At 26.0% G+C, this 22,637-nt stretch carries 19 protein-coding genes; 2 read left to right on the top strand and 17 right to left on the bottom strand.

Going from position 1 to position 22,637, the window contains the following annotated elements; all coding sequences use genetic code 11:
* The 3 genes from BN899_RS21020 to BN899_RS14020 all read right to left on the bottom strand — a co-directional run.
* A partial coding sequence (locus BN899_RS21020; RefSeq protein ID WP_350339261.1) for a transporter substrate-binding domain-containing protein occupies window positions 1-202 on the bottom strand: 202 nt, incomplete at its 3' end.
* Window positions 203-225: 23 nt separating this feature from the next.
* Window positions 226-417 (bottom strand): hypothetical protein, encoded by a 192-nt coding sequence (locus BN899_RS14025; RefSeq protein ID WP_042276606.1) that lies wholly within the window; start codon window positions 415-417, stop codon window positions 226-228.
* A gap of 263 nt (window positions 418-680) precedes the next feature.
* The gene (locus BN899_RS14020) at window positions 681-1,130 is read right to left on the bottom strand and encodes a GNAT family N-acetyltransferase (protein ID WP_042276604.1); all 450 of its coding nucleotides are present in this window, start codon (window positions 1,128-1,130) and stop codon (window positions 681-683) included.
* A gap of 127 nt (window positions 1,131-1,257) precedes the next feature.
* Between BN899_RS14020 and BN899_RS14015 the strand changes: the two genes are divergently transcribed.
* A complete protein-coding gene (locus BN899_RS14015) occupies window positions 1,258-2,085 on the top strand; it encodes a MerR family transcriptional regulator (RefSeq protein WP_042276602.1) in 828 nt (275 codons plus the stop codon).
* Window positions 2,086-2,126: 41 nt separating this feature from the next.
* Here the strand turns inward: BN899_RS14015 and BN899_RS14010 are convergent, their stop codons facing one another.
* From BN899_RS14010 to BN899_RS21070, 12 genes are all read right to left on the bottom strand, one after another.
* On the bottom strand, window positions 2,127-4,532 hold the full coding sequence (locus BN899_RS14010; RefSeq protein WP_052356862.1) for a PAS domain S-box protein: 2,406 nt from the start codon (window positions 4,530-4,532) through the stop codon (window positions 2,127-2,129).
* Between the two features lie 141 nt (window positions 4,533-4,673).
* Window positions 4,674-7,886, bottom strand: coding sequence for a ligand-binding sensor domain-containing protein (locus tag BN899_RS14005; protein WP_042276600.1), 3,213 nt, complete (start codon window positions 7,884-7,886; stop codon window positions 4,674-4,676).
* A gap of 147 nt (window positions 7,887-8,033) precedes the next feature.
* Entirely contained in the window at window positions 8,034-9,194 is a 1,161-nt protein-coding gene (locus BN899_RS14000) for a SpoIIE family protein phosphatase (protein WP_042276598.1), read from the bottom strand.
* Window positions 9,194-10,906: a [Fe-Fe] hydrogenase large subunit C-terminal domain-containing protein gene (locus tag BN899_RS13995; protein ID WP_042276596.1), complete on the bottom strand. Its 1,713-nt coding sequence runs from the start codon at window positions 10,904-10,906 to the stop codon at window positions 9,194-9,196. Before BN899_RS13995 ends, BN899_RS14000 begins: the two co-directional genes overlap by 1 nt.
* Before the next feature lie 13 nt (window positions 10,907-10,919).
* Complete coding sequence (locus BN899_RS13990) at window positions 10,920-11,165, bottom strand: (2Fe-2S) ferredoxin domain-containing protein (protein WP_042276594.1); 246 nt, start codon at window positions 11,163-11,165, stop codon at window positions 10,920-10,922.
* 104 nt (window positions 11,166-11,269) lie between these two features.
* The gene (locus BN899_RS13985) at window positions 11,270-11,593 is read right to left on the bottom strand and encodes a CGGC domain-containing protein (RefSeq protein WP_042276592.1); all 324 of its coding nucleotides are present in this window, start codon (window positions 11,591-11,593) and stop codon (window positions 11,270-11,272) included.
* 203 nt (window positions 11,594-11,796) lie between these two features.
* The gene (locus BN899_RS13980) at window positions 11,797-14,415 is read right to left on the bottom strand and encodes a cation-translocating P-type ATPase (protein WP_042276589.1); all 2,619 of its coding nucleotides are present in this window, start codon (window positions 14,413-14,415) and stop codon (window positions 11,797-11,799) included.
* Window positions 14,416-14,801: 386 nt separating this feature from the next.
* Entirely contained in the window at window positions 14,802-16,493 is a 1,692-nt protein-coding gene (locus tag BN899_RS13975; protein ID WP_042276585.1) for a GHKL domain-containing protein, read from the bottom strand.
* A gap of 60 nt (window positions 16,494-16,553) precedes the next feature.
* A complete protein-coding gene (locus BN899_RS13970; RefSeq protein ID WP_042276582.1) occupies window positions 16,554-17,258 on the bottom strand; it encodes a LytR/AlgR family response regulator transcription factor in 705 nt (234 codons plus the stop codon).
* Between the two features lie 368 nt (window positions 17,259-17,626).
* A complete protein-coding gene (locus BN899_RS18710) occupies window positions 17,627-17,791 on the bottom strand; it encodes an aspartyl-phosphate phosphatase Spo0E family protein (RefSeq protein ID WP_161628751.1) in 165 nt (54 codons plus the stop codon).
* 265 nt (window positions 17,792-18,056) lie between these two features.
* Complete coding sequence (locus BN899_RS21075) at window positions 18,057-18,740, bottom strand: MATE family efflux transporter (RefSeq protein WP_330362567.1); 684 nt, start codon at window positions 18,738-18,740, stop codon at window positions 18,057-18,059.
* Entirely contained in the window at window positions 18,740-19,429 is a 690-nt protein-coding gene (locus tag BN899_RS21070; RefSeq protein ID WP_330362566.1) for an MATE family efflux transporter, read from the bottom strand. Before BN899_RS21070 ends, BN899_RS21075 begins: the two co-directional genes overlap by 1 nt.
* Before the next feature lie 141 nt (window positions 19,430-19,570).
* On the opposite strand from BN899_RS21070, the gene BN899_RS13960 reads away from it, so the two are divergent.
* On the top strand, window positions 19,571-20,386 hold the full coding sequence (locus BN899_RS13960; RefSeq protein WP_042276580.1) for a MerR family transcriptional regulator: 816 nt from the start codon (window positions 19,571-19,573) through the stop codon (window positions 20,384-20,386).
* 46 nt (window positions 20,387-20,432) lie between these two features.
* Here the strand turns inward: BN899_RS13960 and BN899_RS13955 are convergent, their stop codons facing one another.
* Both BN899_RS13955 and BN899_RS13950 read right to left on the bottom strand, forming a co-directional pair.
* Entirely contained in the window at window positions 20,433-21,596 is a 1,164-nt protein-coding gene (locus BN899_RS13955) for a class I SAM-dependent methyltransferase (RefSeq protein ID WP_042276578.1), read from the bottom strand.
* An 89-nt stretch (window positions 21,597-21,685) separates the two neighbouring features.
* On the bottom strand, window positions 21,686-22,570 hold the full coding sequence (locus BN899_RS13950) for a DMT family transporter (protein WP_042276576.1): 885 nt from the start codon (window positions 22,568-22,570) through the stop codon (window positions 21,686-21,688).
* Between the last annotated feature and the right edge of the window lie 67 nt (window positions 22,571-22,637).

Below are 22,637 nucleotides of genomic sequence, written 5' to 3'. Positions count from 1 at the left end.
CCTCTAATTTATCTAGTTGACCATATCTTATATCTTTTCTTGTATAAATTTTGTACATTTCCATCTCTATATAATTACTTGTATATATAAATTTTTCCATTCTTTCATCTGTCCTATGTAAGCCAAATAATAAATCTATTTCCCCCTTTTCTAGTTTATTTACAGAATCGGAAAAGTCACATTCTATATACTTATATTTAATACCAGTATCTTTGATTAATGCGTTTAATAGATCGTGGTAGTACCCATCTTCTTTTCCCTTTTATTTTTAAAATAATATGGCTTATGGTCATAAAAACCTACTTTTATTATTTCTTCATTATTATTTACATCACTATCTGCATATGATTTTATATTTAACATACAAAACAATGAAAATAATATTAATATAAATCTAACTTTAAATATTTTTTCCATATACTTTTCCCCTGATATTTACACTATTGACATTAGCTTTTTATAATGCATAAATAATAACAGTTTAAAGTATCCATTTCAAGCATTTTGTACCAAATTGTATTTTTTTGGTTGTGAATATTGTTTTATGTATTTTTTTCTCCATTTTTATCATATTTAGAAACAATATTTAAATATTAATTCTAATAAATTTATCTTTTTTATTATTTTACAAATAAAAAACTACATAAATATTTATGTAGTTTTCATAACAATATTAGATTTTATAATTTTTTTACCATTACTTTTTCTTGATTAACATCCAATTCTCCATTAAACTTAAATCCAAATTTTTTATATAAATACAAAGCCCCTTGGTTATTTTCATATAAACTTAAAAATATTTCTTCACACATATACTTATTAGATAAATGCTTTATTAGACTATCTAACATTTTTCTACCAAGGCCTTTTCCTTGATATTTTTTATCTATTAAAAATCTATCTAACCATACTCTTCCCTTTTCACCTTCTCTAGGAAAAAATCCATACATCGCAAATCCAACTAAAATACCATTTATATAAAGCCCTGCTGGTTCATAAAATTTGCATTCATCTGCTTCTTCTAAGCACTCTTTAGTAGACTCAATATAAGAATTTTGATTTTCATTTACTTTTAAATTTAATATATCTTCTATATTTTTATCACTTACTTTTTTAATCTCTATATTCATAATTTGCCCTTTCAAGTTAGTATTATTTCAATATTTTATTACTTATTCAATTAATTGCTATATCAATATTGCTATGATATCATCATAGTATATACTGTTACTGTATAGTCAATAGAAGGAGTTATTTATGAATAAAAATTTAGAGAAATATTTTACCACTGGAGAATTTGCAAAACTTTGCAATGTCAAGAAACAAACTCTCTTTCATTATGATAATATAGGAATTTTTTGCCCTGAGATAAAAGATGAAAATGGATATAGATACTATTCTTATCAGCAATTTGAAATTTTCAGTGTTATTACAATTTTAAAGGAAATTAATATGCCTTTAAAGGAAATTAAATCTTATTTAGATAATAGAACACCTAGTTCTTTAATTAATCTTTTTAAAAGTAAGATAAAAGAAGTAAATAAAGAAATCGAAAATTTAGATAGAATTCGTACATTAATGGAGACCAAAATTGATATAACAGAAAAAGCTTGTAATGTTAATCACTCTAAAATAAGTCTAGAGGTACAAGATGAAGAGTATTTAATACTTAGTAATCCTATTGACAATACAAGTGATAAAGGCTTTTTTAAAGCTGTATCAGATCATATGAACTACTGCATTTGCAATAATTTGAATATTGGATACTCTATAGGAGCAATTATTAATCACGATAATATTTTAAAAGGTGATCATAATGGATATTCTTACTTATACACAAAAGTAGATGATTTACAATCTAGCCCTTTTATTTATATTAAACCTAAAGGATTGTATCTAGTTGCTTATCATCAAGGTAGCTATGAAAATATAAAAGAAACTTACGATAAAATATTACTATTCATAGATGAAAATAATTTAACTTTAGACGATTATTCCTATGAAGAGTATATTTTAGATGAAGTATCAGTTAAAGGATATGAGAATTATTTAACTCAAGTATTAGTAAAAGTAAACAATAAATAAAAAACACTGATATCTATCAGTGTTTTATTATTATCTTTTTATTAAGAATATATATCTGAAAATTCTATATTACATTTTTCAATTCTAAGTTCTTCATAATCATTGTTATTTATATTTTCATTTTTTTTATCTACAATTTTTATTGGAATTTCAAATATAAATTCAGTTCCTTCTCCTTTACTGCTTTTCACATATATTTCTCCACCATGCATATTTACAAGCGACTTAACTAATGATAATCCAATACCACTACCTTCACACTTTCTTGTTAATGCATTGCTGGCTTGTCCAAATCTTTCAAAAATAAAGTCTAGCTTTTCTTCAGATATACCTACTCCGTTATCTTTTATAGAAACTGTAACTTTTTCATTAACTTGATTCAAATCTACCATAATTTCACCATTTTTATCGGTATACTTAATTGCATTAGATAAAATATTAAGCATAATTCGCTCTATTTTATCTGGATCACAAGCTATAATAGACTCTTCAACATTAGTATCAAAGACTATATCTATACCTTTATTTTCAACGTATTGAGTTACAGACATAGTTATATCTTCTACTATTTTTACAATATCATAATTTTTAAGATTTATCTCATAATATCCAGTATCTATTCTCGTCATATCGATTAAGTTATTTACTAATCTTAATAGCCTATATGAATTTTGTTTTATTGAGTTAATATAATTTAATAAATTTGTATCATCATTACAATATATAGAACCTTGATTTACTTTTTTCTTTAGTAACTGCATAGTTCCAAGAATTATATTAATAGGAGTCTTAAATTCATGAGATATATTAGCAAAAAATTCATTTTTTACACTTTCCAGTTCAACAGCTTCTTGTAATGCCTTTTTCTCTTCCTTTATCTTTTTTTCTTCTGTAATATCTCTAGCAGCCATTGCGTATTCATTTTCATCTTCTAGATACATAACATTGACATATAGCCATCTATACTCACCATTTTTACATAAATATCTTCTTTGTCCACGCATCGTGCTTTTATTATTTTTAAGTTCAATCCAGATATCATCAAAGCTTTCTTTGTCTTCAGGATGGATAATTTCATTCCAATTCATTGATAATAGCTCTTCACTACTCCATCCGAGAATTTTAGTCCATGACATACTTACCTTTTTTATATTCCCTTTACAGTCTATAATTCCTACAATATCAGCTGCCGTCTCTAAAAAGACCTCTAATTTATTTTCCGTTTCTTTTCTTTTTTCAAATTCTATTTTAACTTCTTGAGATAATTTAAAATTTTTAATAATTACAGCAATCTGCATACAAATTATTTTTATATCGCTATCTAAATCATGTTTAGGAGTATTTCCTTTCTTATAGCTAAAATTTAGCATTCCAATAAGCTCATTATTAAGAGAAATATTGTACGTTCCTATATATTCTATATCTTGTTCTGCAGATGAATCTATAACTATAAGGTTTTCTACTTCATTAATACTTTTGATCCCCTCATTGTAATTCTTTTCTACAATTTCTAAAGCCTTATGCCTCGGTAGATTTATAAAACAATCTCTAGGGATGACCTTATTGGCATAATCAATTTTAACTTTAGGCTCTAGTATTTCCTTGTCCGAATTGTATAACATTATAGAGATTCCATCTGATTCTATATGTTCTAATACATTTTTGCATATCTTTTCTAGTAACCCATATAAGTCAATTTCTTTATCACTATTTATTAAATTATTTAATGTAGCTATCTCAGAATAATTGTCTGCAATTTTATCTTTTAAGTTTTTTTCTGCAGTAATACTTTTTCCAACCCCAAGTATATACTTTAAATTACCATTTTCATCAGCTACAGGATATTTAAATTTTTCAAACCATTCTTCTTTTCCATTACATGTAAACTTTTCTTCATAAGACTTAGCTCTCTTGCTATTTATTATTTCTTTATCTATTTTTATATATTTTGTTGCATTTTCTAAACACCATATATCTTTATCATATTTTCCTAAAATTTCTGATTTACTTTTAAGTAAACTCTCTTCATAAGCTTTATTTACATACAAATATTTTCCATTCACATCCTTAATCCAAGCAGTAAATGGAGATTTATCTAATAGTATTTCTAAATCTTTTATTGAATAGCACTTTTCACATATTTCTTTACCTATAACAAAAATCAAACTTTCATTATTGTATATGTCTTCAATTATTTTACAACTCATAGATATTATTTTGTTTGATTTTGAATATAAGTTCAAATCTATTTTCCCTTTATTTTTATATTTTAATAACTCTGTTATGGAGTTATTTTGACCGAATAATATATTAGATATATTTATATTGGATATCTCTTTTTCTTCATATTGTAATTTTAATAATAATTTATCATTACAAAATTTTATATCTCCATCATTATTCATTACCAAAATATGCTCATCTAACTTATTAAAAAACAGCCTCATTAATTAATTTCCCCTCTATTTTAAGTGTATGTATATTTTAATTATATATTAATATCACATAATAAAAAATAATTTTCAAATAATTACTATAAAAAAACAAAAACTTGCATTTTATAAACACAAGTTTTTTATTGTTTATTATTAAATTTTTTCTATAGTATTTGGAAGTATAATTATAAACTCACTACCTTTATCTTTCTTACTTTTTACATATATCTCACCTTTATGAAGATCAATTATATGCTTTGTTATAGTAAGTCCTAAACCACTTCCTCCTTTTGTCTCAGAATCTGGATCAATAACTTGATTAAATCTATCAAATATAGATTTGTGGTATTTTTCATCGATTCCGATTCCAGTATCTTTTACACTTATTTTAACTTTATCTCCTAAATCACTTATATCAACTGTAATTTTTCCACCTTCTGGTGTAAATTTTGCAGCATTACTAACTAAATTAACGATACATCTATCTATTTCATCTTCATCACAAATTATATATTTTTCTTCTACATCTGTATCTATTATTAACTCAATTTCCCTAGATTCAATATATTCCTTTAAACCTAATGCAGCTTCTTCAACTATATACACAATATCATATTTATCTAAATTAATTTTATAGTTTCCATGTTCAATTTTATTAGTATCTATTATATTATTTATTAAATTCAATAGTCTTTTTGAATTTTTCTTTAATACATCCATATAATGAGATAGTTTATCTTTGCTTATTCCTTTTTCAGACTTATTAAGTTCTGTAATTAATTGTTCTATTGAATTAATTACATTTAAAGGAGTTCTAAGTTCATGAGACAAGTTTATAAAATAATTATTTTTATTTTTTTCAAGCTTTATAACTTGGTTTAAAAGCTTGTTATTTTTTTTCATTTCATCTCTTAATTGCTTAGTTCTTTTTTCTACTAGTACATCTAACCTTTTTACTTTAGTTGTAGTTCTATAAACTAAAATAATAATTATAAGTGCATATAATACAATAGCCGCTTGACTTTGCCAAAATGGAGGATTTATTGTAAATTTTAGGATACTTTCTTTTCCCATAACACCATTTTGATTTCTAGCTTTTATTTTAAATGTATACTCTCCAGGATCTAAATCTGAGTATATAGCTTCATTATTATTTACTAGAATCCATTTATCATTTAACCCTTCCATTTTGTATTGGTATTGTATATTTTTATTGTTTTTATAATCTGGTATAAAATACTTTATTCTTATTGTGTTTTCATCATATCTAAACACCTTATTATTTATATTTTTATATTCTTTTCCTTGTACTTCTAAATCGTCAAAAACAACATCTGGACAATATTCTAAGTTTACAATTTCATCTGGATTAAAAATATTTAACCCATTAATACCACCAAATAGAAATTCTCCATTTCTACCTTTATAAGCTGCCTTACCATTAAATTCATTACTTTGTAATCCATCTACAATGCTCAAATTTCTAAATTCCTTTGTATTTACATCTAGTTTTGATATTCCATTATTTGTACTAACCCAAGGGTTATTCTTATTATCTAATAAAACTCCATAAACTGTATTATTAGCTAACCCGTCTTTTTGAGTATATGTAGTAAATTTTCCAGTAGTTTTATCAAATTTATTTAATCCGTAATTAGTTCCTATCCATAAGTACCCATATTTGTCTTCTACTATAGACCTTATAGTATTTATATTATTATTATTTCTTCCATTTTCTCCATCAGTATTTTTGTAATTCTTTAATGGCTCACTAGTAGAATTGGGATCTATTTTTATTAATCCCCCTCCTATAAATGTACCTATCCAATAAACGCCATCCCTATCTTCATAAATTTCTTCAATATATATATCATCTATTCCATAATCTTTAAGTATTGGGGTTAAATCTGTTATACTATCGTCTTTCGTATTCAAAATGCTAAGACCATCAGGAGTTCCAATCCATAAATATCCTTTTCTATCTAAAAGTAAACTCTTTATATTATTTCCTACTAGTCCATCTTTAGTAGTATAGGATTTTACAGTCATATCTTTTTTATTTACTTTATTTAATCCTTCTCTGCTTCCAATCCAAATAGTATTATCTTTTCCTGTTATAACCTTTATTGAATTACTATTTAAATCGAATTTAGTATCACCTTTATTTATATGTTTAACTTCATTATTTTTTATATTTATTATATTTACACCATTATCTTTAGTCCCAGCCCATACCAATCCTTCTTCATCTTCATAAATTCCGTGTATTACATTATCACTAAGAGAATTTGTGCTAAACGGATCATTTTTATAATGGCTAATTTTATGACTTGGATCAAATATACTTATTCCAGCATAAGTTCCAACCCATATTAACCCACTCTTATCTTCTATAACTGTATATACAGTATTGTTTATTAAACTGTTAGCATCATGCTGTTTATTTGTATACGTTATAAAATTATCATCTTTAGCTATATATCTGGCCAACCCATTATCAGTTCCTATCCATATATCTCCTCTTTTATCTTGAAGCATATTTCTAGTATAGTCTTCTGGTATTGATTTATTATCTTTCTCGTCATGTTTATATATTGTTATTTCATTAGTTTTTATATTTATTTTATTTAGTCCATACCCCCTGGTAGATGCCCATATATACCCATTTTTATCACTAAGAAGCCCATATACATCATTTCCACTTATACCATTTTCACGTCCAGAATAATATTTATCTATTTTTTTATTTTTTATATTAATCTTATTTAATCCATCTCTTGTTGCTATCCATATATTACCTTCTATATCAATTTTCATATTAGATATATCTTGACTAGTTATATCACCTTTTTCATCTAATATTCTTTTAAAGCTATCTGTTTCTTCGTCATAAATATTTATTCCATTAGATGTTCCGACTAACACTTCATTTTTTTCAGTTATCAAAATGGAACTAGTATAATAATGAGATAAGTTTCCATTATCTTTATCATCATAATAATTTTTTACTTTCCCACTGTTAATATTGATTTTGCTTAACCCATAGCAAGTTGAAATCCATACATTACCTTTTTTATCTTCAGCTATATTTAATATATAATTATCAGATATACTTTCTTCACTATCATCATTTTTATAAACTTTCATATCATAACCATTATACCTATTAAGCCCATCATTTGTTCCTAGCCATATGTAACCTTTGCTATCTTGAAGTATTGCTTGTACCGTAGACTGAGATAGACCATCTTCAATATTAATATTTTTAAAAGTTATGTTGTCATATGCATATATACTATTTATTGAAATTGATGATATAAATAATATTGCAATGAGTACAATTTTGTACTTATTTATTTTTATCATTTTTTACTCCTTTTAGACAAATTCCCCTTATTTTCTCTAAATAATTATACTATATTTAATAGTTTATAACTATGCCGTAGAATAATATTTTGTATACTGTAAAAATATAAAGGGCCTAATATTTAAATATTAGACCCTTTATATATCTTAATAATATTCAATTTCTACGATTTTCCCTAAATCTAAAAGTACTTTTTTAAGCTCATTTAATACATATAATTTTATGCTCAGTTCATTCGGAAAATCTGGATTCTGATGTGCAGGGTTAATCGTTCTTCCAATAATCATTTTTATATGTGTACAATCCTCAAATAGTATTTTAGCAAGTTTAGATGCTCCATCTTCTTTATAAATAAAATCTAAATCTGTTGCTACTTTAAGCTTTTCTAACTTTTCTGTTGCCTTTTTTATTGTTAATACACCTTCTGTAACAAGATCAACTCCTTTTATATATCCCATGGGAGGTACCTCTTTATCGATTACCTCAAAACTTACTTTTATATTTTCACCTAATTCTCTAGCTACTATATTACCTGCTGTACCACCGCAAACAATCTTTTTACCAACAGTATTCATAAGTTCCTCTACTACTTTTTTATCCATATTAGAGTCTATAGGAGGCCCTGAAAATAAAGTGGCTTTCTTTGGTCTAATGACTTTTATTGTGGCTACAGTTGCATCATCCCCCGGCTTTTGTATGTAAAGTTGATCGCATGCTCCTAATAGCATATTAGTAATTATCTTAACTGACATATCTTTGTTTGTGTATTGTCTTAAGTATTTGTCTATATCTTCCCATTTCCATCCTAGGTTTAATACTATTCCTGCGCCTGCATGAATAACACCATCACTTACAAATACAAGAACATCCTTTTCTTCTAATTTAAATTTACTTTCCTTTATTTTTTTTCCATTTATTTCTATAGTGTCCCATTCTAATTTTTTTATATGTCTATCATTTAGAAAAAATATACTTGGATTGTCAAACTCAACCACATATGCCATTCCATCTTTATCTATCTTTATAATTGTAAAGGTAGAATAGGCTAGTTTTCTAACAGAGCATACTGGTAGTGTATGAATAATTGTATCTACTACCTCTTCAATTGGTAAACCTTCTTTTAACATAGTGATAGCTATTTTTGATGTTAGTGTTGCTAGTATATTTGCCTTAACACCACTTCCTAGGCCATCAGATAATACTGCAATAAAACTATCTTCTCCATTATAAAACTCAACCTTATCTCCACATAACTCTTCTCCATACTTATTTAAACTACCACTTGCAAAATCTATAAAAAATTCCATTATATATTTTCCTCTTCCTCCTGAATAAGATTTTTAAGCTGAGTTAAAGTAACTTTAGTTTCAGCTGTCGTCTCACCTAAAAGGCTGGCAATTTCTTGCGCTACAGTCATTTGTTTATTAATAACCTTTTGGGCCATATTAATAGCATCTATTTTCATATTTTGAAGTTTCTTTTCAATATACTCATTTCTAGTAATATCATCTGCAATCCATATCATAAGTTGACTCTGTTCTACCCAAATTATACTTTGTATAATAGTTGAATCATATTGCTTAATAGTTACTTTTTCTTTATATATATTTTTGTTATTATTTTTTACATTATAAAATTTTTCTTCTTCCAAAAACATTACTATTGGTAGTCCTTTTACTACTTCCCTTTCCATATTAAAAAATTTTCTAGCTGCATGATTTAACTGAATAATATCTAAATCCTTATTAGTTATTACTATCATATTAGGGGTTGTGTCAAAAATTATATTTGTTATGTTTTCTGACTTTTCTCTCATAAATGGCATACACATATTTATTTCTGCCATGTTGTTGTATACTGCTACTGCCTTTTCTCTGCAAGTTTTATATCCACAACTACCACAATTTAATTCATCACTTTTTTTATATTTTCCCATAGTATTAAGTATTTCTTCTACTTCTTCTTCACTTGGAATTCTAAGTGGTATATTTAATGATTGAAATTCTTTATGTACACATATCTTTGATAGATAATTATTTTCGTCATTTATTCCTTCTTTATTTTTAATTAACAAATTATTTGCATATTTACTAAGATTTTGTTTACGTTCATAACAGCTTATACCATCTTCAGGCATTCCAGATCCACCTATACAACTATGTCTACAACAACTCATTTCAAGTAATGTATTTTTAAATTTCCCTCTTTTTATGGACTCTAAAATCTGAATGCATTCTTCTATTCCATCTACTGATATAATATTTTTTTTAGTATCTTGATTACTAATGTCTTTAATTGGCTGGCCTACTATTGGAAATAATCGTTTATGAAGTGATATATTATTAAATGCACTTTCTTCTAACTCTTTCAAATTTATATTTTCTGATTTAATCCATTTTTCTAATTCTTCAAATGTAAGTACTGCATCTATAGATTCATTGTCATATGCCTCTACCTTTTTAGCTAAGCATGGTCCTATAAAAACTACTTTTACATCTTCACCATATTTTTCTTTTAGCATGTTTCCATGGCATATAAATGGAGATACAACTGGTATTAAATTATTTATAATTTCTGGATAGTGTTTTTGAATAAGATTATTAACTGATGGGCAAAAACTTGTTATATATGTATTTTCTTCATCTTTATTTGCATATATATTATATTCTTTTATTATAGGATCTACAGCTGATATTGTTTCTTCCACATAATCAAATCCTAGCGTTTTAAGTGCATTAGGTATCTTTGAACTATTCTCCCCAAATGTAGATATAAAGCTAGGAGCAATAGATGCTACTACTTTTTCTTTACTTTTTAAGAAATGTTTTACTATACTTTTTTCCGATCTAATTCCTTTAGTATTTTGTGGACATGCCTTTGAACATCTTCCACATACTATACATCTTTCTTTAATAATTCTAGCTTTTTCATCTTTAACTCTAATTGCATTTACAGGGCATACTCTTACACATGCATAACAGTTTTTGCAATTTGTTTTAGAAAAATTGACAAACCACAAATAAATCCCCCCTTTAAATATATGGCATTATATTTTTTTCAAATATATCTTTTGCATTTTCCTTGCATACAGATAAAATTTCTCCATCCCACCTCATAACTGAAACTGCTTTTGTGCATTTACCCAAACAAAATGATGCAAGGAGTTCAACTTTATCTTCAAGATTATATTTACTAATTAAATTCTTAAATATTTCTATAACTTCTTCTGAACCTTTGATGTGACATGCACTACCTATACATATCTTTATAGATTTCATTATCGATATCCTCTCATCCTTATAATAAATACTTATATTATTTTTATTTGTTTTATACTTAATTTATGATAAGTAAACAACAAAAAATATTGTTTATTTATATTTTAGTGACTTCCATGAACTATTTTAAATCCTTCTTTAGATAGCATATCTTCATGTTTTTCATAATGTTTGCATTCTACTTTAATACAATAAGCCAAGTGAATTATCTCTACATTGTTATTTTTAAGCTGATTAATTTTATGACTCCAATCCTCATCATGTGTAATTGTTTCATTACATCCTGAACAGTAAAAGAAACTACTAAGTTCACAGCTTTTATCCTTATAAATCTCAAAAGCTTTTTCTGAATTATTATATGCTTTAAAGCACCCTGAACCAGAGCATTTAGATACTAATTTTCTACAAGCCATTATTGCTATATTCATATTTATGTCCCTTCTAGTTTTGTATTTTGTTAATTATAAATTATCATTATATTATTAAATTCTATATGTTTTTATTTATAAGTAAAGTTATCCTACATTTATAAATATTATAGCTAACTTACTTATTTACTGAAACAGTTAATTTATAAACACATAAAAAATAAGCAGAGATAAAATACTTCTGCTTATTTTTTTATATAATATTATTTTGTTATTGATTTGCTTATTTCCATTGATAAACCTGCAACTATTGCTAAAACAAAACATGTAACAGCACTTGTTAATTCAAATGATTGTGGAATAGCAAATATATCTCTCATAAATGGTATTAATGTTACTGAGAACATACATAAACATATAACAACTGCACCTAATGCATATTTATTACTTGTGATTCCTAATTTAAATATAGTCTCACTATTAGATCTTGATGCAAATGTTTGTAGTATTCTAGATAAAGTAAGTGTTGCAAAAGCCATTGCTGTACCTAACCCTGGTGAATGTTTCATACCTATATACTGAGCTATTATTGTAACTATACCTATTATACTACCTCTAACTAATACAGTTTTTAATGTTCCTCCTGCTAATATACTTTCATTAGGGTCTCTAGGAGGATTATTCATAACACCTTTTTCTGGTTTCTCAAGCCCAAGTGCTATTGCTGGTAATGAGTCTGTTACTAAGTTGATAAATAATAATTGTAATGTTGTAAATGGATTTGCCCAGTCAGCCATTACCGCGAATAATATAGCTATTATCCCTCCTAAGTTACCTGAGAAAAGATATGTTATTGATTTTTTTATATTATTATAAACTGTCCTACCTACCTCAACAGCATTTACTATTGTTGAGAAGTTATCATCAAGTAATACCATAGCTGATGCATCTTTTGCAACTTCAGTACCACTACCCATACCAATACCTATATCTGCTTGTTTTAAAGCTGGAGCATCATTTACCCCATCTCCTGTCATAGCACAAACTTTACCTTTTCTTTGCCATGCCTTTACTATTCTTATTTTGTTTTCTGGCGAAACTCTAGCATATACTGATATCTTTTCTAATTTTTCATCTAGCTCTAAATCACTTAAAGCATCTAGTTCTTGACCTGTAAGTGCTAAATCTCCATCTACCATAATACCTATATCTTTTGCTATTGCAGCTGCCGTTGTCTTATGGTCGCCTGTTATCATTACAGTTTTTATACCTGAATTTTTAGCTTCAGCTACTGCTTCATATACCTCTTCTCTCGGAGGGTCTATCATTGCCATTATACCTATAAGAGTTAAATCACATTCATCTTCAATTGATGGTACAAAGTTTTCATCTTTTATACCTTTGCTAGCAAATGCTAGAACTCTTAATGCTTTATTTGAAAATTCTTCATTTATACTTTTATATTTATTTATTATTTCTTCACTTATTGGTACTATTTCTCCATTATTTAGTGCATACTTACATCTACTAAATACTATATCTGGAGCTCCTTTAGTAAACATTACTATTTCATTATCTACTTTATTTATAGTAGACATAAGTTTTCTATCACTATCAAATGGTAATTCATTTAATCTACTATATTTTTCTCTTAGCTTTTTATAATCTAAATTATTTTTATCTGCATAATTTATAAGAGCTACTTCAGTTGGATCTCCTATTTCTACACCTTCATTAGTTACATCTGAGTCATTACATAGTATAGATGCTAAAGATAAATCCCACTCTTGATTTGCCATATTATCTAGCGCTACTTCTTTACCAGATATATTTTCATCTAATATACCTTCTTTAATTCCATACATATAAGAATTTACTACTGTCATTTTGTTTTGAGTTAGTGTACCTGTTTTATCAGTACATATAACGCTTGTTGAGCCTAAAGTTTCAACTGCTGGTAATTTTCTTATTACAGCTTGTTTTTTTGCCATTATATTAGTTCCAACTGCTAAAACTATTGTAACTATTGAAGATAATGCTTCTGGTATAGCCGCTACTGCTATTGCTATTGCAAACATAAATGAATCAATTAACTCAGCACCTCTAAATACTTGAACTCCAAATATTATGGCTGCTAATATAACTATTCCTACTCCAAGCTTCTTCCCAAAATCATCTAACTTATGCTGAAGTGGTGTTTGCTTACTTTCAGCATTTTCTAGTAAGTTGGCTATCTTACCAACTTCAGTTTTCATACCACTCTCAGTTACAATATACGTAGCTCTTCCGTATACTACCATAGAACCACTAAATACCATATTTTTTTGATCACCTAGTGGAACTTCTTTGTCTATTTTTTCTTCATGTTTAAGTACTGGTTCTGACTCTCCAGTTAACATACCTTCTACAACTTTGAAAGTTTGAGCTTCCATTATTCTACCATCTGAAGGTACATAATCTCCTGCTTCTAAAATAACTATATCTCCCGGTACTAATTCTCTTGATGGTATTGTAACTTTTTTATTGTCTCTTATTACCTTAGCATTTGGAACCGATAGTTGCTTTAAACTTGCAAGTGAACCTTCTGCTTTTCTAGTTTGAACAACTCCTAATACAGAGTTAAGTATTAAAACTGTAAATATTATTGCTGACTCAACCATCTCTCCTAAGAACACTTGAACTAAAGCTGCAATTAAAAGAATTATAACTAGCGGATCTTTAAAACTATCTACAAATAATTTCCATGTTGGTGTTTTACCTTTTTCCTCCAACTCATTATATCCATGCTTTTCCAATCTGGTTTTAGCTTCTGTTTCTGATAATCCACTTGTATTACTTCCAAGTAAATTTACTACATCTTTAAACTCTTTTTTATAAAACATAATCATCCTCCAATTTTTCTATAATTATTTTCTCCAATTTTTTTATATTTATTTTAATTTATAAATTTTTGAAAATAAAAAAGACCTCCAAAGTAGAATTTTAATCTACTTAGAAGGTCTTGCTAACAAGCTTATGTACTCGCTAATCAACCGGGATCTATACATCCGAAATGACGATTGATTATCACTTTCGTGAAAGCTACTCCCCTTCAAGGGAATCTTATTTATTTGTATTATTTATTATATACCTTTATTGAAATTTTAGCAATATATAATTATATTTCTAACTAAATTCAATAGTGTATATAACTTATATATGCTTTGTTATATATATATGTTACACAATTTTGCTTTATGTATATTTATAAAATTTATATTAAGCATTTTTACTGATTATTTCTATCTACTTCAATAGGTATCATTATAACCATATGAAATTCTCTATTTTTTTCATTGTATTCCCAGTCTAAATTTCCAGAATATCTTTTTATAGATTTATTAATATTTCTTATACCATAACCATGAAATTCATCTTCTTTTTTGCTTGTAATAAATTTGTTTAGTTTAAACATAGGGCCTTCATCACAACTATTTATAAGTTTTATAATAATAAAACTATTATTAAAACAATGGATTTTTAATAATATGTTTTTAGATTCACTTTTTTTACAACTATCAATAGCATTATCTAATAGGTTAGTTATTATAGTACATACATCTTTATCTGATATGAAATTCATATTTATATTTTGTATTTCATGAGTAAAGTTTATATTACTTTCTTTCATAAGCAATGTTTTTTCATTTATAATAATATCTACTAATCTATTTCCCGTTATAGTAGAATGAGATAACTGACTTATATCCGTATTTATACTGTCTACATATTCAATTACTTTTTTTACATCTAGCTCTTTTGCTAATCCTTTTATACATATTAAATGATTTTTTATATCATGTATAACTTGTTTTGTTTGATCATACTTGTTCTCTAATATATTATAATGCTGTAATATGATTTTGCTTTTTTGTTTATCCAGTTCTCTTTGCCTTAGTTTTTTAGAATTATAAATAGTAACTGCAAGTATTCCTGCTATAATAAAACATGATATAGCTGTTACTATAGTAATGCTGATTTGATATCTTACATCTTTTTCAAAAGATTTTATCTCCTGATAAAGAATATCTTTTATATCATCTATGCTTGTTGATGTAGATATAATCCAATTATATTCTGGATATAATTTTGAGTAAACAATATCTTTATCCTTTTCACTTTTATCTTTTTTATAAGAAACATCATAAGGATAGTCATAGTAAATATTATAAAATGTTTCTCCATATTTTTTTATTCCTTCTAGTTCTTCTTTAAAGATTAAATTTCCACTATGATCTTTATCATTTGTTGATCTATATTTGCCCTCTGAACTTCTATCATATGGATTTACAATATTTTTTGCATAATTATATCCTCCATCATAATTTACTACTTCTTTTATCGATATATATTTATTATCATTTAATTTTGTATTTCTTATTTTTCTTTCTATTATACTTTTTGTTTTTTTCTCAAAATTTTCTTTTGATATTCCTAGTATAAGTAATTGCTTAGAATTTTTTAATTCTTTATCTATATAAAATTCGTAATTTTTCAAATAATTCTCTAAATCTTCATTGTTCTTTATAACTTCTTCATTTATAATTGTATTTTCAGAATAAACTACTTTTGATTGTTCTTTGTCCCAAATAAATGATTCTACACTAGGTAGTTCTTTAATGTAATCTTTTAAATCTTCTCCTGACAATACCTCTACTATTTTCTCTAATCCTTTAATAGATTTTTTAGATTCAATGTATGTATATTCTCGTTCAATATCTATTTCATTTATAGTATTATCTATAATTTCCTTTATAGTTTCTTTTTTAGATCCTTCAACTATTCTATATATTTCATTTATATTACTAACATGAATTTTATTTATCCTTAAAATATAGCTTGTTGAGAGTATAACTATAAATACTATACAAGTTGCCATAATAAACATATATGGTGTACTTTCTAATTTCTTTTTTTTCATATTGTAGCACTCCCCCCTTTAAAATAAAAAATCACCTGTATAAGGTGAATTTTTTATAATCTATATTTGACCTATATATTTTATAAATCTATTTTTGAAATCTTTATATTTTCTCTGTGAAACGTATATTGTCTCTCCATCTAATAGTGTTACTTTTTCCTTAGATATTCCCGTTACATATTTCATATTAACTAAATAACTACTATGAGGATTTGCAAATCCATAAGAATATAATTTCTTATTCCAATACCTTAATGTCTGATTACTAGTATATACCCCTGAGATTGTATTTATATGAACTTTCCGATGTAGTATTTCTAAATATTTTATATTATTAATTGATATAGTTTTTAAATTTCCATCATTATTAATAGTTATAAAAGCTTTTGTTTTATTAACTGCGTTGATTATATTATTTATTTCTTCATAAAACTTATTTTCGTCTATTGGTTTTACTATATACCTAAAAGCATTTACATTGTATCCTTCTGGCCAATACTTTTCCATTGCTGTTACAAACATTAACTTAATGTTTTCATTAGTTTTTCTAATTATTTTAGCAACTTCTATTCCATTGATTTTCTCCATTTTTATATCTAACACTATAATATCATATTTATCATACCCGTTATCTATCAATAGCTCTCCAGATGAAAATTTATCTATATTAAATACTACATTTTCATTTTTTTCGTATTTTCTAAATAGACGTTCTAATTGATTCGCTTGAATTATTTCATCTTCACAAATTGCTATATTGTACATATCTCCCCCACCAACCAAAGTTTAATTTTCTATTTCTGACATTACATATACTTTCCATTTCCAATAAATGTAAAATATATGTAATGACAGAAATAGAATTCACCAATATAATGAATTCTATCTATACAAATATTTATAAGTATTAATTTATACTATATTTCCCGATTTTATTTTAATTTATTATTATCTATATTAATTTTATAAACAAATATTTTATATAATAACCCATCATATAAATTTTAAGTTTTTTTATATAAATAATCAATATTTCTTACAAAAACGATTATTTTTTTTGATAAATCGCCTATTAACGACATTTTGGGTAAAACATATTATATTGCCTGTTAGAACTTTTCATATTATTTTTTCTATGTAAAACTATCCTGTTCCATTTGCATATACTCTATAATTAATTTATCTAATTCTTGACTTATTCCAACTATATTACTATGTGTTAATTTTGCTAAATCACATTGTTCTATCTCAAATTCTAGTTTATCCTTTAGCTTTTTTATATCTTCCATAATCGACATATAAAACATTATCCCCCTTATAATTCCATTGAATTCAATAATTCACTAATAAAATTTATAATGTTTTATACTATTTTTCAATTAGCTTTGTAAAATTGATTAACTTTTATGACAATATGATAAACTTTATTTGTCTAATTTTTTTGAAACTAATAATACAAGTATAAATCATTTCTTTAATTTTATAAATTAAATTTTTATAAGGCATAAAAAAAAGAATACACCTTAATGTTTAAACCATTAAGATATATTCTCTTATATATTTTTATATTTCTTGTTGAGCTTCAAGATTAGAGCTTAGTGTTTTCTTATAAAACTTCATGAAACAAATTAAAGTTGTTGTTGCTGCTAAAATATCAGAAATTGGCTCAGCTAGTAATACTGCTTGGAATCCATTTTCTAATATAGCTGGTAGTATAAATATTAAAGGAACTAATAATACTATCTTTCTTAGTAATGCTAGTAATAAAGATATTTTCGCTTGACCTAATGATAAGAATGTTTGTTGACAAGCTATCTGTGCTCCAAATATTGCCATACCTGGGAAGTATATTCTCATAGCCCATGATGTAACTTCAACAAGTTCTGGTTTATTATTAAATATACTTACAAACACAGACGGGAATAACATTATTAAAGTAACCGCGATTGCTGAGTATGATAAACAACTTATTAGTAATAACTTAAATGCTTTTTTAACTCTATCTAAGCTTTTAGCTCCATAGTTATAGCTTATTATTGGTTGCGCACCTTGAGTAAGCCCCATAAGTGGGAGCGTAATCATCTGCATTATACTACTCATTATAGCCATAGCACCAACAGCTAGATCTCCACCAAATTTTGATAATTGATTATTTAAACTAATCAAAACTATACTCTCTGTACTTTGCATAATAAATGGCGCTATACCTAAAGCTAAAACAGGTAATATTACTTTCTTACTTGGCATTAAGTATTTTTTCTAATTTTTAAAATACTCTTTTTCCCAATTAAAAACTTTAATACCCATATTGCAGAAACAGCCTGTGCTATTATACTAGCAAGTGCCGCACCTTTAACTCCCATATCTAATCCAAATATAAATATAGGATCAAGAATTATGTTTATTATAGCTCCTATAGATACGGTATACATTCCTATCTTTGTAAAACCTTGAGTATTGATAAACGGATTCATACCTAATGATATTTGTACAAATATAGTACCCATAACATATATTGTTAAGTAGTCCATCGAGTAACCTATAGTTGCTTCACTCGCCCCAAATGCCCAAAGTATTGGTTCTCTGAAAGCTAAAAATATTGTTGTTAAAATTATTGATATTATAATAAGAACAGAGAAGCTATTACTCATTATTTTTTCAGCTTCATCATTATTTTCCTCTCCCATTTTAATAGCCACTAATGGAGCTCCACCATTACCAATTAATGCACTAAATGCAGAAATTAACATTATTATAGGCATTGCTATCCCAATACCTGCCATTGCTAGATCTCCGCTTACCATTCTACCTATATATATTCTATCTATTATGTTATATAATAGGTTCACCATTTGTGCGACTATTGTTGGAACTGCTAAGCTTAATAGCAACTTACCAATGCTTCCACTTCCTAGTGCAACATTTTTATTATCCATTTAAATATTCCCTTCTTTCATAAATATTGATTCTTGACTAAAAACTAATTATTTATATCTTTAATCTCTTGAATTTTCTTTCTTCTATTATGATATAATAAGGTATAGGGTAACACTATAGTCAATAGGAGATTTTAAAATATGAGAAAAAAATTAAGGTACCTTTCAACAGGAGAATTTGCTAAACTTTGTAATGTAAAAAAGCATACATTGTTTCATTATGATGATATAGGTCTTTTAAAACCTGAAGCTTTTGATGATAACGGATATAGATTATACTCCCATGAACAATTAACATTATTTTACTTTATATCTATTATGAAGGATTTAGGTATGCCATTATCTAAAATAAAATATCATTTAGATAATCGTACACCTAAACAAATAGAAGAAATTTTTGTAGATAAAATTAATGCTATTGATAAAGAGATTAATAAGTTAAAAAATCTTCAATATACACTACAAAATCGAGTTGATAAAATTAGGTTTGCTTCTGATATTGACTTTTCCACATTTAATATTGAATATCATGATGAAGAATACTATATTTTAGGTAGATCCCTAAAAGTTTCTACTGATGAGGATATGTATGAAATTATTAAAGATAATCTTAGTGAGTATGTTCACCACTATGATCTTAGTGACTCAATGTGCTTATTATTAGACATTGCTCATACAGATAACGGATATAAACTAGAGCGTGAACACACCTTGCAATTAGTAGATAAAAATATCCCTACTTCTAAAATGTATATTAAGAAAAAAGGTCTATATTTAGTTGGATATCATAAAGGCTATTATGTAACAGTAGAATCTACCTTTGATAAAATGTATGATTATATAAGCAAAAATAATCTAAGAATAGGAAATCATTCTTATATAAAAGAAATTTTAAACGAATTAACTTCTGCAAATAAAGAAGGATATATACTAAAAATATCAATTGAATTAATATAGATAAAAACCCTGTAACTAATTTTTTATAGCTACAGGGTTTTATATATTAAATCAAATTATCTTCTTTTAACAAGTTAAATAATGTAGGATTAAAATTAAATTGGTCCATTAAAGTTTTAACCTCATTTAATGATTTTTCCTTTTTGTCCTTAGATATATTACTCTTTGAAGCTCTAATTAATATGTTCTTAGGAGAGTGTGCTATGTCTATAAATTCTAAAAGCTGAGTTTTATAGCCAACACTTTCTAATAAGTTAGCTCTAGCTGCATCAGTCATAAGTGCTGCCACTCTTTCTTGAACTATACCATATTTAGTTAATATATCTAAAGACTTCGCTTTCATCTGATGATTAAACTCATGTTGACAACAAGGAACCGAGAAAATCATCTTACTATTCCACTTTATCGCATTGTATAAAGCATAATCAGTCGCTGTATCACATGCATGTAATGTAATTACCATATCAACCTTATTGTTATATTTAAATCCATTTACATCTCCAATTTCAAAATGTAAATTTTCATAATTATATCTTTTGGCTATATCATTACATTTTTTAATTACATCAGCCTTAAGATCTAGGCCTATCATTTTTACATTGATTTTTTTGATTTCTACAAAATAATAATATAGAACAAATGTTAAATACGATTTTCCACATCCAAAATCTAGTATAGTAAGGTCTTTATAATCATTTTTTTTAATTTCATCATCTATAATTTCTACAAATCTATTTATTTGCTTGTATTTATCATACTTAGAATTGACCACTTTACCTTCTTTAGTAAATACGCCTAAATCTATAAGAGGCTGAATTATCATACCTTCTTTAAGAATATAATTTTTTTCTTTATTATGTCCTTTGTTTACAATCTTTACATTATCACTCTTCTTTTTACTTAAAAATACTTTACCTTTTTTAGATATTTTTAAATCAAAAGTATTATCATTTGACCATGCTGCTAAATTCTTATAGTTAGATAATATATATTCTAAAACTTTATTTTTTAAATCATTCTTATCAATATTTTCATGGAATACCTGCTTGTCAGTATACTTTTCTATTTGATAATATGTTCCTTTATTACTTTCTTTTAATCCAAATGTTATTTTATTATACTCAACATCTTTGTTCATTTTGTTACTTATAACTATTTTAATTATTTCTTGACTAGTTATTTCATCAATCGCTTTTTTTAAATCGTCCATTTATTCACACCTTATCATTTATTTTAAGTTAATTTTCCACACAACAATATTATTATATAAATTAAATTAATTCAAACTCTTTTTTATACCTATTTTCTATTTTCTATTTTATCTAATTTTTTATTATATAAAAATATATAAAATGCTGCAGAAAATACTATTAAATATCCAACTATACTTAACATATCTGGTATTTGATTAAATAAGAATATACTTAAAATTGCAGAGAAAATTATATTACTATAATCAAATATAGATATTTCTTTAGCTGGTGCATATCTATATGCTAAAGTTATTCCAAATTGTCCTAAGCTTGCAAATACTCCTGCTAAAATTAAATAAGATAATTGAGCTAAAGTCATTGGTTCATATACATATATAAATGCTGGTAAAATTGTAATAAGTGAAAACATTGAGAAGAAAAATACTATTGTATAAGACTCTTCTTTATTTCCAATAGCTCTTAGGCAAGTATATGCAGATGCTGCGAATAAAGCTCCCATAACACCTATTATATATGGTATAACCTCTATACTAAATGTAGGTTTTATAATAAACAAAGCTCCTATAAATGCTATTATAATTGAACCTATTTGTACTTTATTTATTTTTTCTTTTAAGAATATTGCACAAAGTATTACTACAAGAAATGGACTAAGTTTATTTAACATATTTGCATCTGATAAAACTAATTTATCAATGGCGTAAAAATTAAGAATAACTCCTAGTGTTCCAAAAGCTGACCTAAGAATTAAAAGTTTCCTATTCTCTTTTTTACCTGTTAAGCTTCCTTTATGCTTCATTATTAAATATAGTGCTACTAATGCTGATACTAAATTTCTAAAAAATACTTTTTGGAAATTTGGTAAATCTCCAGCTAATTTTACACACGCAGACATAAGAGCAAATCCTAATGCCGATGCTATTATACATATTATTCCTTTTGTTCTATTTGATTTGATTATTTCACTCATACTTTTAACCCCCTTTTATCTCTTTTAATCCTTATGTAAGAATATATTTATCAACTTAAATATCCAA

The sequence above is a fragment of the Faecalimicrobium dakarense genome, from assembly GCF_000499525.1.
Lineage (GTDB): Bacteria > Bacillota > Clostridia > Peptostreptococcales > Peptostreptococcaceae > Faecalimicrobium > Faecalimicrobium dakarense.
This window is presented reverse-complemented; position numbering and strand designations above follow the sequence as displayed.